The 14029-nt window shown below is 57.5% G+C and carries 9 protein-coding genes; 8 read left to right on the forward strand and 1 reads right to left on the reverse strand.

Annotation, left to right across the window (positions count from 1 at the left end; translation table 11 throughout):
- Window positions 1-253 precede the first annotated feature (253 nt).
- Window positions 254-2917 carry a pyruvate dehydrogenase (acetyl-transferring), homodimeric type gene (gene aceE / locus ABNF92_RS13805; protein ID WP_349342458.1) on the forward strand — a complete coding sequence of 888 codons (2664 nt, stop codon included), beginning with the start codon at window positions 254-256 and terminating at the stop codon, window positions 2915-2917.
- A gap of 10 nt (window positions 2918-2927) precedes the next feature.
- A complete protein-coding gene (gene aceF / locus ABNF92_RS13810) occupies window positions 2928-4589 on the forward strand; it encodes a dihydrolipoyllysine-residue acetyltransferase (protein ID WP_349342459.1) in 1662 nt (553 codons plus the stop codon).
- Window positions 4590-4939: 350 nt separating this feature from the next.
- On the opposite strand, the gene ABNF92_RS13815 is transcribed toward aceF, so the two are convergent.
- Complete coding sequence (locus tag ABNF92_RS13815; RefSeq protein ID WP_349342460.1) at window positions 4940-6076, reverse strand: DcaP family trimeric outer membrane transporter; 1137 nt, start codon at window positions 6074-6076, stop codon at window positions 4940-4942.
- Between the two features lie 162 nt (window positions 6077-6238).
- Here ABNF92_RS13815 and ABNF92_RS13820 point away from each other — a divergent pair, with 162 nt between their 5' ends.
- The 6 genes from ABNF92_RS13820 to astB all read left to right on the forward strand — a co-directional run bounded on the left by ABNF92_RS13820 (window position 6239) and on the right by astB (window position 14013).
- On the forward strand, window positions 6239-7699 hold the full coding sequence (locus ABNF92_RS13820; protein WP_349342461.1) for an exonuclease domain-containing protein: 1461 nt from the start codon (window positions 6239-6241) through the stop codon (window positions 7697-7699).
- Between the two features lie 99 nt (window positions 7700-7798).
- On the forward strand, window positions 7799-9013 hold the full coding sequence (locus ABNF92_RS13825) for an aspartate aminotransferase family protein (protein ID WP_069181889.1): 1215 nt from the start codon (window positions 7799-7801) through the stop codon (window positions 9011-9013).
- 9 nt (window positions 9014-9022) lie between these two features.
- A complete protein-coding gene (locus ABNF92_RS13830; protein ID WP_349342462.1) occupies window positions 9023-10042 on the forward strand; it encodes an arginine N-succinyltransferase in 1020 nt (339 codons plus the stop codon).
- A gap of 52 nt (window positions 10043-10094) precedes the next feature.
- Entirely contained in the window at window positions 10095-11195 is a 1101-nt protein-coding gene (gene astA, locus ABNF92_RS13835; protein WP_069181887.1) for an arginine N-succinyltransferase, read from the forward strand.
- Window positions 11183-12658, forward strand: coding sequence for a succinylglutamate-semialdehyde dehydrogenase (gene astD, locus ABNF92_RS13840; protein WP_349342463.1), 1476 nt, complete (start codon window positions 11183-11185; stop codon window positions 12656-12658). Before astA ends, astD begins: the two co-directional genes overlap by 13 nt.
- Window positions 12659-12672: 14 nt before the next feature.
- Window positions 12673-14013, forward strand: coding sequence for an N-succinylarginine dihydrolase (astB, locus tag ABNF92_RS13845; protein ID WP_349342464.1), 1341 nt, complete (start codon window positions 12673-12675; stop codon window positions 14011-14013).
- Window positions 14014-14029 lie beyond the last annotated feature (16 nt).

Here is a 14029-nt window from a genome sequence, read left to right on the forward strand (position 1 = left end):
AATCCACGCACTTCGCCGGCATGCCGGTCATCCCCGGGGCCAAAAGCCCGTGAAACCGAGGTGATCAGGCAGGAAAAGTGTGAAAGCTGTTCTATGCTTTGTACAGGTTCTGTGTACTGGTAGCCGGTACACCTGTCAGGCTGAAAATACCCATAACAAAACACTGCATTCCATCGCAGCTTATCGACACCGCAACGCGCCCGGCTGCTGATCGTGGCGGCGCTGCACTTTTTGATGCCAAGGGGAGGGTTTGATGTACCAGGACGATGATCCCATTGAAACCAGTGAATGGCTGGATGCGCTGGAATCTCTGATCGAGAACGAAGGCGTAGACCGGGCCAAATATATTCTTGAGAGGCTTTCCGAGCGGGCGAGCCGCGATGGAACCGAACTGCCATATTCCATAACCACGCCGTTCCGGAACAGTATTCCGGTTTCCCAGCAGGCGCCGATGCCTGGCGATCTTTTTATGGAGCGCCGAATCCGCTCCCTGATCCGCTGGAATGCCATGGCCATGGTTATGCGTGCCAACCAGCGTCCCGGTGATCTCGGCGGACATGTTTCCTCGTTTTCTTCGGCAGCGACCCTCTACGATGTTGGCTTCAATTATTTCTTCCACGGCGGCGACGAAAAGCGCGAGTCCGACCTTGTTTACTTCCAGGGTCACTCTTCCCCGGGCATTTATGCGCGCTCCTTCCTTGAGGGCCGTTTCGACGAGAAAGATCTCGACAAATACCGTGAGGAAGTAGACGGCACTGGCCTTTCTTCCTATCCGCACCCGTGGCTGATGCCGGATTACTGGCAGTTCCCAACAGTTTCCATGGGCCTTGGTCCGATTCAGGCGATTTACCAGGCCCACGTAATGAAGTACCTGGACAGCCGTGAACTCATCGAGATGGGCGATCGCAAGGTCTGGTGTTTTGTTGGTGACGGGGAGTGCGACGAGCCGGAAACCCTGGGTTCCATCTCCATGGCCGGCCGGGAAAACCTCAGCAACCTGATTTTCGTTGTTAACTGCAACCTCCAGCGTCTGGACGGGCCGGTGCGTGGCAACGGCAAGATCATCCAGGAGCTTGAAGGTGTCTTCCGGGGCGCTGGCTGGAATGTCCTGAAAGTTGTCTGGGGTCGCCACTGGGATCCCCTGTTCGAGCAGGACAAGGACGGCAAGATGCAGCGGGTCATGGACGAGGTCTGTGATGGCGACCTTCAGAACTTCAAGAGCAACGGCCCGGCTTATACCCGGAAGCACTTCTTCGGCAAGTACCCGGAAACGGCCAAGCTGGTCGAGGGGCTTTCCGACGAGGAGATCAACAAGCTCAACCGGGGCGGTCACGATCCGTACAAGATCTACGCGGCCTTCCACCATGCCATTCACAAGAATGGCGGCCGGCCGACGGTTATCCTCGCCCACACCATCAAGGGCTACGGCTTTGGTGAGGCCGGTGAAGCGCAGAACACAGCTCACTCCCTGAAAAAGCTCGATATCGAGCAGCTGAAATCGTTCCGCGACCGTTTTGCGGTGCCGTTGAAAGACGAAGAGCTCAAGGATGTGCCCTACTACCGGCCAGCGCCGGATAGTCCGGAAATCGTCTACATGAAGAAGCGCCGGCAGGAGCTGGGTGGTTTCTATCCCAAGCGTCGGAAGGATTGCCAGCCACTGCAGATTCCCGATCTGGACATCTTCAAGGCGGTCCTGGACGGTTCCGGCGACCGGAAGATTTCTACCACCATGGCCTTCGTTCGTATCCTGACGGCACTGACCAAGGACAAGCGTATTGGTAAGCGCGTGGTGCCGATCGTGCCCGACGAAGCCCGTACCTTCGGGATGGAAGGCATGTTCCGTCAGCTCGGTATCTACACGGCAGAAGGGCAGAAGTACGTCCCTGAAGACCGTGACCAGATCATGTACTACCGGGAAGACAAGAGGGGCCAGATCCTTGAAGAAGGTATCAACGAGGATGGCTCAATGGCCGCCTGGATGGCAGCGGCCACGTCATACAGCACCAACAACTTCCCGTTGATCCCGTTCTACATCTTCTACTCCATGTTCGGTTTCCAGCGGGTTGGTGACCTGGCGTGGGCGTCCGGCGATATCCAGGCCCGTGGCTTCCTGATTGGCGGCACCGCCGGCCGGACCACCCTGAACGGCGAGGGTCTGCAGCACCAGGACGGTCACAGCCATGTGCTGGCCAACACTATTCCGAACTGTAAGGCCTATGATCCGGCCTACGGCTACGAAATGGCGGTTGTGCTGCGCAAGGGTATGCGAGAGATGTTCGAAGACAACCAGAACGTCTTCTACTACCTGACCATCGAGAACGAGAACTACGAACAGCCTGCAATGCCCAAGGGATGCGAAGACGGCATCATCAAGGGTATGTACCTGTTCGAGTCTGTTGAAACCAAGGGCCGTAAGAAGACCCCGCGGGTTCAGCTGCTGGGTGCCGGCGCGATCCTTAACGAGGTGCGTGCAGCGGCCCAGATGCTGAAAGACGACTGGGGTGTTGCCTCCGACGTGTGGAGTGTTACCAGCTTCAACGAGCTTGCCCGTGAGGGGCAGCATATTGATCGCTGGAACCGCCTGCACCCGGACGACAAGCCCAAGAAGGCTTACGTCACCCAGATGCTTGAAAAGCAGCAGGGTCCGGTGGTGTCCTCCACCGATTACATCAAGCTGCACTCCGAGCAGCTCCGGGCGTTCATCCCCAAAACCTACCTGACCCTGGGTACCGACGGCTTTGGTCGTAGCGACACCCGGGAAAAGCTGCGCAGCTTCTTTGAGGTGGACCGTTACTACGTAACTGTCACCGCGCTGTCAGCCCTGGCTCAGGATGGCGAGGTGAAGAACGATGTGGTTCTCGAAGCCATGCGCAAGTACGGAATCGATCGCAACAAAACGAACCCGGTGCTGAGCTAAGGAGTCCGCCATGAGTGAACAGGAAATCAAGGTTCCGGATCTCGGCGGTGCGGATGAGGTCGAGGTTATCGAAATCATTGTCAGCGCAGGGGATTCGGTTGAGGAAGAAGATCCGATTCTGACGGTTGAGTCAGACAAAGCCTCGGTGGAACTGCCGTCTCCCGGTGCCGGCAAGATCACCAAGATCACCGTAAAGGTGGGTGACAAGGTAAAAGAAGGTGATGTTGTTGGCATGATGGAAGCCAGCGCCGGTGGCTCTGACGATGCCGGCAGCGACGAGCCCGAGGAAAAGGCCGAGGAAAAGGAAGAAGCAAAGCAGGAAGAGAAGTCCGAAGAGAGCAAGCCAGCGCCGAAGAAGGCTTCTGGTGGCTCCCGCAAGGAGACCGTCAAGGTTCCTGCGCTGGATGGTTTCGACAATGTTCCGGTGATAGAAATCAACGTTGCTGAAGGCGATACCATTGAGGCCGACGATCCATTGGTTACAGTGGAATCGGACAAGGCCACCATGGAGATTCCTTCGCCCTATGCGGGCAAGGTGGGCAAGATCCTGGTATCCGAGGGCGACAAGCTCTCCGAGGGCGATGAACTGCTGGAGATGACGGTTCAGGAAGGTGGTGGCGAAGAGGAAGAAGCCTCGGCGCCCGCGTCTGAGGAACCGGCGAAGGAAGAGAAGCCTGAGCCCAGGTCCGAAGAGAAGCCGAAACAGGAGGCAGAGTCAGCGCCCGAGCCCCAGGGTGCAACCTATGAGCCTCCCACGCCAGGCGCCAAGGTCCACGCTGGCCCGGCCGTGCGCAAGCTGGCCCGGGAACTGGGTGCCGATCTGGCCCGCATCAAGGGCTCTGGCCCCAAGAGCCGGATTATCAAGGACGATGTCCATGCCTACGTGAAGAGCCAGCTCAAGCAGGCTCAGCAGGGTACTGGCGTTGCTACCGGTTCTGGTATTCCGGGTGTCAAGCTGCCGGACTTCAGTCAGTTTGGTGAAGTGAAGCGTGAGGCCATGTCGCGGATGATGTTCGCCACGGCCAATAACATGCAGCGCAGCTGGCTGAACGTGCCTCACGTAACCCAGTTCGAGGATGCGGATATCACCGATATGGAGGATTTCCGCAAGGCCCAGAAAGCGGCCGGCGAGAAGAAGGGCGTGAAGATGACGCCGCTGCCGTTCCTGCTGAAGGCCTGTGCCACGGCGCTGGCGGAACTGCCCCAGTTCAATGTGTCTCTGGACATGGAGCGCAAGGAGGTGGTTCGCAAGAAGTACATTCACATCGGCATTGCGGTGGATACGCCCCACGGTCTGATGGTGCCGGTGATCAGGGATGTGGACAAGAAGGGCTTGTGGGAGCTGGCGGCGGAAAGCGCCGAGCTTGCCCAGAAGGCGCGGGACAAACAGCTGAAGCCGGCAGAGATGCAGGGTGCGTGTTTTACCATCACGAGTCTCGGTGGTATTGGCGGCACGGCATTTACGCCGATTGTGAATACGCCGGAGGTGGCGATTCTTGGGGTGTCCAAGGCGGCGATGAAGCCGGTTTGGGATGGCAAGGAGTTCCAGCCCCGCCTGATGCTGCCGTTGTCGCTGTCTTACGATCACCGTGCGGTGAATGGGGCTGATGCGGCCCGGTTTACGGCGGTGCTCAGTCAGCTTCTTGGGGACATTCGTACCCTTCTGCTTTGATCTGAAGCCTGGTGGCACCCAGCCTGAGGGTTGGGTGGCACGACAAAGGCCGGTGCAACTTTTCAGAACACGCTACAAGCACATCCATGTGCGCTTGTTTCGGGCCATCGATGGCCCTCTACAGTTCTGAAAAGTCGCACCGGCCTTTCTCGTTCTGGCTTCTATCTAATCGCTTTTCTGCATGTACATCTCTCTCCGCCTAGCCTACCAATCAATGAGCTTCGAGGTGTTGCTGGTCAATAGCGCCTCAAGGCAGAAGCAATCGGAGAGGTCTGAATAAAGCCCACACAAACAAAAACCCCGGCCGGAGCCGGGGTTTCTGCTGAGTCAACTAACTTCTAACGGAAGGATTAGAAGTTGTATTGAGCTATGTACATGAGACGATTTGCGTCGCCATCGGCTCCGCCTTGGCTTTCAGTTTCGAGATTCTCGAACTGTACACCCATGCTCACGCTATCAACCGGACTCCACATGTAGTTAATATACATGGAAGTGTTCTGTTCGGTCGTTGTTGCTGCAACTGCTCCACTTTGAACGGCGTCGTCCAAGTCTGACATTGATGTGCCGTAGCCTACGTTGACCGAACGTCCATTACCCAAACCAAAGCTAGCACCCAGAGCGCCGCCTACTGCTTCAATGGTTTCCAGATCGCCATTGCCGTCTACATACGCATCTGCCCCGGCAAAGTTACTGCCCGCACGATATACGTAGGCATTGGCGCCGTCTGCAAAGTTGATCGCGCCCTGAATGGAGATCATGTCAGTAATGGCAATTTTACCAGCCAGGAATGCCGCATAGCCAATGGCTGAATCATCGGCTGTGCCAGTGTCATAGCTTGTTTGCTTGGCCATGACGGCTGCTGCGTAGGAAAATCCACCCTGTGAATCTTCGAACTTCGCAGTCAGTGCGGGAGTGCCAGCCTTAGCAGGAGCGCCTACTACTCCACCGTAGTCGATTGGATTCTCCAGAGAGAAGGAGAGGGGGCCGTTCATGTAGGTGATTTGTTCGGTCCGGTCTTGTGCACCAGCAGTACCTGGAACGCCATCGAAGTCCACGTTGGCAGTGTTACCGACCCAAGAGTTATAGTTGGACCAGTACCGACCAATTCTGACGTTGTTGTACTCGCCATAAGCGTGACGCAGGCGTGGATCAAGGCTGGCGCTGTTGTCGAAGTCGAACTCAATGACAGCTTTTACGCCTTGCGGGTTTACGACAGAGAGGCCAACGCGGCTGGTGTTTGCGTCCATACCAAAGTGGCCGTCGGCCGTGTCGGCATCACCCTTTGTGATTTTGCTGAAATTGCCGGCGCGACCGCCGTTAGAAATTTCTTCGTCGATATCGTAAGCAGCAACTATTCGAGCGAAACCGTAAAGGTTCGTCTTGTAGTCGCCGGTGTTCAATTCTACCGCGCCAGCCTGGCCAGCCACGCCGAATACTGCAGCTGCTGCCGTCGCACGAATTGCCAATCTCAGTTTGTTGCTTTGCATCGTTGTTGTCTCCACACATTTTTGTTGTTGGACCCAAAAACAAGGTAGTTACGAATTCGTGACAATTCAAATAAATTCATGCAGAAATTAGACGAATGTCTATAACAGCTTTTCGTTCATATACAGACATCTGCAGTTGCCAATGAGGCGTAAAGTTGTTCCATGACGTCCGAAAGTACAGTTATTGAGTCAGCCACGTTCGCGTTTCTTGATATTGAAACCACCGGCGGTAATTCAGCCCGGGACCGGATTACCGAGATTGGTATCCGGTTCTGGCGGGCCGGCGAGGTTGTTGGCGAGTGGCAGACGCTGCTGAATCCGGAAACGCGGATTTCCCCGTTTATCGAAAACTTCACTGGCATCTCCAATGAAATGGTGGCAGATGCGCCGCTGTTTGCGGATGTAGCGGACGAGCTGGAGGAACAGCTTAAGGACAAGGTGTTTGTCGCTCACAATGCCCGTTTTGATTACGGTTTTATAAAATCCGAGTTTCGCAGATTGGAGCGTCTTTTCTCGGCGAAGGTGCTCTGTACGGTGAAGCTTTCCCGAAGGCTCTACCCGGAATTCCGGCGTCATAACATGGATGCTCTGATAGCCCGTCATGGTCTTGCTCAGGTTCAGCGGCATCGGGCCATGGGGGATGTCTCCGCCATGCTGTCGTTTTTCGAGCATGCCCGTGCAGAGAAGGGGGATGATAGATTCGAAAGTGCCCTGCGGGAGCTGCTGCAACGGCCAAGTATACCCTCTCATCTGCCAACGGATATCCTTCAGGATCTACCTCGTGGGCCGGGGGTTTATCGCTTTTACGGTGAGAACGATGTGCTTTTATATGTGGGCAAGAGCACGAACATTGCCCAGCGGGTGGCGTCGCACTTTTCCGGCGATCATAACTCGTCCCGGGGTGTGCGGATGTCCGAGAGCCTCCGTCGCGTCGAGTGCACAGAAACGGCCGGGGAGCTTGGAGCGCTTCTTCTCGAACTCAAACAGATCAAGACGCTGAAGCCCCTGTTCAATCGTCGGTCCCGGGCCGCCAAGAATCTGGTGAGCATCGAGCTTTCGAAAAACGAGGCAGGGTATCTGCAGGCTCGGCTGGTTCGTGAGATCGAGCCGCACCGGTTGGGGGATTACTTCGGGTTGTTCCGCAGCAAGCGGGATGCGGAGCGCGCCTTGAGCGGCATCGCGGCCAAGAACGAGCTGTGCAATCGACTGCTCGGGCTGGAGCCCGAAAACGAAGGGCCATGTTTTCAGCGTTCGCTGGGGCGCTGCAAGGGCGCCTGCGAAGAGCTCGAGAATGTCGAGCGCTATAATCTCAGGGTACAGATTGCCTTTCACAGCCTGCGGCTGAAAACCTGGCCCTGGAAAGGCCCGGTTGGGATTGTCGAGCGCAATGCCCGAACCGGCCGCACGGATATCCTGGTGGTTTATAACTGGATGCACGTGGCTACCCTGCATGACGAAAACGAGCTGCAGGATCTTTCTCTCCGCGGCCAGGCGGTCACCTTTGATCTGGACTCCTACAAGCTTTTGATCGGCACGCTGTTGGATAGGACCAAGGCTGGGAGCATGCCGCACAGGGTGATTGAATTGCCGGCCATCGGGGAACCGGATGTTCTTATGCCGTGAGTGGCGTATTATGGTGCAAGAGTCCGCACACCTACTTACTTGTCTGGTGTGGTCACTCAACTATTTTTATGTGCTTAGCCGCTTTCCCGAGAGAGATTTATGAATAAAGACCCCGTCAGCCGCGAACTGTTCGATGAAGTCATGGTGCCCAACTACGCTCCCGGTTCCATTATTCCGGTGCGAGGAGAGGGCTCCCGGATCTGGGATCAGGAAGGCCGCGAGTTCATCGATCTCCAGGGCGGCATTGCAGTGACCTGCCTGGGCCATTCCCATCCGGGACTGGTGGGTGCGTTGCACGATCAGGCCGAGAAAATCTGGCACCTGTCCAACGTGATGACCAATGAGCCGGCCCTGCGTCTGGCAAAGACTTTGTGTGACCTCACCTTTGCCGAGCGAGTGTTCTTCGCCAATTCCGGTGCCGAGGCCAACGAGGCGGCCTTCAAACTGGCGCGGCGCTACGCCTGGGAGCACTTTGGCAAAGACAAGAACGAGATCATTTCGTTCAAGAATTCCTTCCACGGGCGAACCCTGTTCACCGTGAGCGTGGGTGGCCAGCCAAAATACCTGGAAGGCTTCGAGCCTGCGCCTGGCGGTATTCATCACGCCGAGTTCAACGATCTGGAATCGGTGAAGAAGCTGATCTCCAAAGAGAAAACCTGCGCCGTGGTGGTGGAGCCGATTCAGGGTGAGGGCGGCGTTATGCCCGGCGACCAGGCGTTCCTCCAGGGGCTTCGCGAGCTTTGTGATGAAAATGACGCGTTGCTGGTGTTTGATGAGGTGCAGTCTGGTGTGGGCAGAAGTGGCCACTTCTACGCTTATCAGATGTACGACGTGGTGCCGGACATTCTCTCCAGTGCCAAGGGGCTTGGTGGTGGCTTCCCGGTAGCGGCGATGCTGACGACGGCCAAGGTTGCCGCCAGTCTGGGTGTTGGGACCCATGGCAGCACCTACGGTGGTAACGCGCTGGCCTGCGCCGTGGCCCAGAGGGTGGTGGACACCGTCAGCCAGCCGGAGATTCTCAAGGGCGTGAAAGCCCGTTCCGACAAACTCCGCAAGGGTATGATGAATATTGGTGAGCGCTACGGTGTGTTCAGTGAGGTTCGTGGCGCCGGTCTGCTGCTCGGTTGTGTGCTGACCGAAAAATGGCAGGGCAAGGCCAAGGATTTTCTGAATGCCGGCCTGGAAGAGGGCGTGATGGTACTTGTGGCCGGTGCGAATGTGATTCGTCTGGCGCCGTCCCTGATTATCCCCGAATCGGACATTGACGAAGCCCTCGAACGTTTCGAAGCGGCGGTGAAAAAACTGGCGGCCTAAGGAGATTTTATGTGGCTGGTACGTCCGGCTCTGCCGGATGATCTGGACCCGATTTTGGCCATGGCGGGCACCCAGTGTGCCCGTCTTTCTTCCACTCTGCCCAAGCAGGGCGACGCCCTGGCTTATAAGATCGAGCAATCCCTGGCGTCTTTTGCCGGCAGGATCAGCGCCGAAGACGATCCGCCCAGGTTTCTGTTCGTGCTGGAAAACACCCAGACCGGAGACATTGCTGGCACCGCCGGTATTGATGCCCGCGCCGGAAATGGCCAGCCCTTCTACAGTTACCGCCGGGATGCCCTGATCCATGCGTCTCATGAGCTGGGGGTGTCGCGCCGGGTGGAAGTGCTCTACCCCTCTCACTCGCTGACCGATGTTTCACTATTGTGTTCGTTCTCCATACGGCCCGAACTCCAGAATACCGACGCGTTCGAATTACTATCCCGTGCCCGGATTCTGTTTATTGCAGATCATCGGGAATGGTTTACCTCGCGGATGGCGGTGGAAATCCAGGGGGTGCAGTTGGAGGATGGCAGCGTGCCCTTCTGGGATAGTCTTGGCCGGCATTTCTTTGATATGGATTTCGAGACGGCAGACCAGTACTCCGGTCAGTTGAGCAAGACTTTCATTGCCGAGCTCATGCCCCCGAATCCCATTTATGTCACGCTGCTGAGTGAGGCTGCCCAGAAGGCGATGGGGCAGCCGCATCAGATAACCGTGCCTAATTTTGAGCTACTTCAGCGGGAGGGATTCCAGCCGGGCAGTTTTCTGGACATTTTTGATGCCGGCCCGGTTCTGGAGGGTCGCACCGATAGCCTGAAAACCCTGGTGACCAGCCACCCCAAGGAGCTTCATGGCAGTAATGAGGCTGTGGGTGAAACCTGTCTGATCGCTGCTGGCGAGCGGGAGCAGTTTCGCTGCACCCTCACACCGGTCGCTGAAACTCTGGACGACAAACTCAAGGTTCCGGTTTCGACCTGGAAGGCGCTGAACAGTACCGCGGGCGACCGGGTAAGGATTGCGCCGCTATGACGAGCTTGGGAATGGCAAAGTTTGTAGCTGTCGATCTCGGGGAGGCGACCTTATGCTGGTAATTCGCCCGTTACAGGAAAACGATCTGGATGACCTGTACGCCATGGCCCAGGGTGCCGGTAAAGGGCTGACCACCTTGCCGGCGGACCGAGAGCTCCTCCAGAAAAAAATCAATCACGCCCGTGAGACGTTCAATCAGCGCATTGCGCCGGAAGCAGGTTTGTATCTGTTTGCTCTTGAGGATATCGAGCGCAAAAAAACCGTTGGGATCAGTGGTATTCAGGCCCGGGTTGGTCTGGACGAGGTGTTCTACAATTACCGCCTGAGCGTTACGGTGAATGCCTCTAAAGAGCTGGGTGTGCATGTACGGACACCCACGTTGCACCTGTCCAACGACATGACCGACACCAGCGAAATCTGCTCGCTGCTGCTGTCGGATGAATACAAAGGCGGGGGCAGCGGGCTGCTGCTCTCCCGGTGCCGGTTCATGTATCTGGATGAGTTTCGCAAGCATTTTTCGGAAAAAGTGTTCGCGGAAATGCGCGGCGTGTCCGATGCCCAGGGTCGAAGCCCGTTGTGGGACGCGCTGGGGACCAAGTTCTTTGACATGGAATTCAGCGAGGCGGACATGCTGTCTGGCCTGGGCAACAAATCCTTTATTGCCGAGCTGATGCCCAAGTACCCGATCTACCTGCCCATGCTGCCGGATTCGGCCCGGGCGGTCATTGGCCGGGTTCATGACAACACCGCGCCAGCGCTTCGCATGCTTCAATCAGAGGGGTTCAACTTTAACGGGCTGGTGGACATTTTCGATGGTGGCCCCGTGGTCGAAGCCTTCGTGCACAACATCCGCACGGTGAGGGAAGGCATGAACCGGCACGCAATGGTTACTCGAAAGCCAGTGAACCTTAACGTGCCTGCCGACGAGCGGGTGATGGTGTCGAACCGCTCATTCCGGGACTTCCGGGTGACCACCCTGCCGATAGATTGCATAGGGCCGGATACCGTCAGCCTTCCGCCGGAAGTGGCCGAGGCGTTGCAGATTGAATCTGGTGATCCGGTTCGTCTGGCCCCCTTGAAAGACTCGGGGATGCTGACCAAACATACTTATAGAAGCTCAGTACCGGGAGGTGCATCGAAATGGCAAAGCTGACAGGTGAACTGTTTATCGACGGGCTCTGGCTGCAGGGCCATGGGCCGATATTCGAATCTGTCCAGCCGGTCACCGGTGAGACAATCTGGGATGGTGAAAGCGCCAACCTTGAAGATGTGGATGCGGCCGTTCGTGAGGCCCGCAATGCCTTTGTAAAGTGGCAGCGCAAAAGCTTTGCCGAACGACAGGCCGTGGTCGAAGCCTTTGGTGAGTTGCTGGAAGCTCACAAGGAAGAGCTGGCCCATCAGATCGGGCTGGAAACCGGCAAACCCCTGTGGGAGTCACGCACCGAAGTAGCGGCAATGATCGGCAAGATCGGCATTTCGGTGAAAGCCTACAACGACCGCACTGGCACATCCGAATCCGATGTTGCAGGTGGGCACGCGGTGCTCAGGCACCGGCCCCATGGCGTGGTTGCAGCATTTGGCCCCTATAACTTCCCGGGGCACCTGCCGAACGGCCACATAGTGCCCGCCCTGCTGGCCGGTAACACGGTGGTGTTCAAACCGAGCGAGCTGACCCCCGGTGTCGCCGAACTAACGGTGAAACTCTGGGAGAAGGCTGGCATTCCGGATGGAGTGGTCAACCTCGTGCAGGGTGACTCGTCGACTGGCAAGTCCCTGGCCAATCATCCCGGAATCGATGGCCTGTTTTTTACCGGCAGTTCAACCGTTGGCCATCTTCTGCACAAGCAATTCGGCGGCCAGCCGGAGAAAATCCTGGCCCTGGAAATGGGCGGCAACAACCCGCTGATCGTGCAGGACGTGGCCGATGTGGATGGCGCCGTGCATCACGCCCTGCAGTCGGCATTCCTGTCGGCCGGCCAGCGTTGCACCTGTGCACGGCGACTGCTGGTGCCCAAGGGCAAGAAAGGCGACGCGTTCCTCGACCGGCTGGTGGAAGTCTCCGCACGGATCAAGGTTGGTGAATTCGATGCAGATCCGCAGCCGTTCATGGGATCGGTCATTTCCGCGGAAGCCGCTGACAAACTCCTGGCGGCCCAGGCCAGCCTGCTTGAAAAGGGGGGCAAATCCCTGCTGGAAATGAAATCCCTGAAATCGGGAACCGGCCTGTTGTCCCCGGGTATCATTGATGCCACTGGGCTCGACGTCACTGATGAGGAATTCTTCGGGCCGTTGCTGATGGTGTATCGCTACAAAAGCTTTGACGAAGCCCTGGAGCTGGCCAATGACACGAGCTACGGGCTCTCCGCAGGTATCCTGTCAGATGACCGGAAACTCTATGAACGGCTGGTGGAGGAAGTGCGTGCCGGCATTGTGAACTGGAACCGGCCATTGACAGGCGCCAGCAGTGCCGCGCCATTCGGTGGTGTTGGCGCCAGCGGTAACCATCGCCCGAGCGCCTACTATGCCGCCGACTACTGCGCCTGGCCCATGGCGTCTCTGGAGGCCGGCAAGAGTGAGTTGCCAGAGTCTCTGGCACCCGGCCTCAATTTCGATTAACGGGACCCAGTGCCATGGTGAAACACGCGGTTGAAGCAAACTTCGATGGCCTGGTTGGCCCAACTCACAACTACGCAGGGCTGTCCTGGGGCAACGTTGCATCCAAGTCCAATGTCAGTTCCGTCTCCAATCCCAAGGAGGCGGCATTGCAGGGCCTGGCCAAGATGAAGCGCCTGGCGGACCGGGGCTATGTGCAGGGGGTTTTGCCGCCCCATGAACGCCCGCACATTCCCACCCTTCGTGCCCTGGGGTTTGAAGGGACGGATGCCCAGGTGCTAGCGCAGGCGGCTAAATCCAGTCCATCGATACTGGCGGCGGTCTCGTCGGCGTCGCCGATGTGGACGGCCAATGCGGCCACCGTGTCGCCGAGTGCCGACACGTCAGATCACCGCGTGCATTTCACCCCGGCCAACCTGAGCGCCAAGTTTCACCGGTCCATCGAACATACGGTGACTGGGCGTTCCCTGAAGGCCATCTTTGCTGACGAGAGCTACTTCGCCCACCATCCTGCACTGCCATCCGTGAGTCACTTCGGGGATGAGGGCGCCGCCAACCACACCCGGCTGTGCGCCGGTTACGGCGAACCCGGTGTGGAACTTTTCGTGTACGGCCAGATTGCATTCAACGAACAGGCGCCGGCACCGAAGAAATACCCGGCGCGGCAGACGCTGGAAGCCTCCCAGGCGGTGGCGCGACTGCATGGGCTCAAGGATCGTAATGTGGTCTTTGCCCAGCAGAACCCGGAGGCCATTGATGGCGGTGTTTTTCATAACGATGTGATTGCCGTCGGTAACGGCAATACCCTTTTCTACCATGACATGGCGTTCCTCGACGAAGAACAGGTGCTGGCGGATATCCGTGAGCGCCTGACTGGCGCCGAGCTGGAAGCGGTGCGGGTCAGCAGTGCCGATGTGCCACTGGACGATGCGGTGGCGTCCTACCTCTTCAACAGCCAGTTACTGAACATGCCGGATGGCATGCTGCTGGCGGTGCCCGGCGAGTGTCGGGAAGTGGCTTCTGTCAGCCGTTATCTGGATAACCTGGTGAAGTCCGGTGGGCCGATTACCTCGGTCGAAGTTTTTGACGTTAAACAGTCCATGCGCAATGGCGGTGGGCCTGCCTGTCTGCGTTTGCGAGTGGTATTGAATGACGAGGAGCTCAGGGCTATCAACCGGGGCGTGCTGCTCACTGACGAACTTTACGAGCGTCTGACCACCTGGGTTGAAGCCCACTATCGGGATGAGCTTAGCCAGGATGAGCTTGGCGATCCGATGTTGCTGGAAGAGGTTCGCAAAGCCCTGGATGAGTTAACCGGGATCATGGGCCTGGGTTCCATCTATGATTTCCAGCTCTAAAGGTTGTTGAGCCCCG

Origin of the sequence: Marinobacter sp. MMG032, from assembly GCF_040112695.1 — a bacterium.
Taxonomy (GTDB): domain Bacteria; phylum Pseudomonadota; class Gammaproteobacteria; order Pseudomonadales; family Oleiphilaceae; genus Marinobacter; species Marinobacter salsuginis.

What these genes read in the sequence shown, in the direction of transcription:
- aceE (WP_349342458.1), top strand. Translation starts at nt 254, where the DNA reads ATGTACCAGGACGATGATCCCATTGAAACCAGTGAATGGCTGGATGCG.
- aceF (WP_349342459.1), top strand. Translation starts at nt 2,928, where the DNA reads ATGAGTGAACAGGAAATCAAGGTTCCGGATCTCGGCGGTGCGGATGAG.
- ABNF92_RS13815 (WP_349342460.1), bottom strand. Translation starts at nt 6,076, where the DNA reads ATGCAAAGCAACAAACTGAGATTGGCAATTCGTGCGACGGCAGCAGCT.
- ABNF92_RS13820 (WP_349342461.1), top strand. Translation starts at nt 6,239, where the DNA reads ATGACGTCCGAAAGTACAGTTATTGAGTCAGCCACGTTCGCGTTTCTT.
- ABNF92_RS13825 (WP_069181889.1), top strand. Translation starts at nt 7,799, where the DNA reads ATGAATAAAGACCCCGTCAGCCGCGAACTGTTCGATGAAGTCATGGTG.
- ABNF92_RS13830 (WP_349342462.1), top strand. Translation starts at nt 9,023, where the DNA reads ATGTGGCTGGTACGTCCGGCTCTGCCGGATGATCTGGACCCGATTTTG.
- astA (WP_069181887.1), top strand. Translation starts at nt 10,095, where the DNA reads ATGCTGGTAATTCGCCCGTTACAGGAAAACGATCTGGATGACCTGTAC.
- astD (WP_349342463.1), top strand. Translation starts at nt 11,183, where the DNA reads ATGGCAAAGCTGACAGGTGAACTGTTTATCGACGGGCTCTGGCTGCAG.
- astB (WP_349342464.1), top strand. Translation starts at nt 12,673, where the DNA reads ATGGTGAAACACGCGGTTGAAGCAAACTTCGATGGCCTGGTTGGCCCA.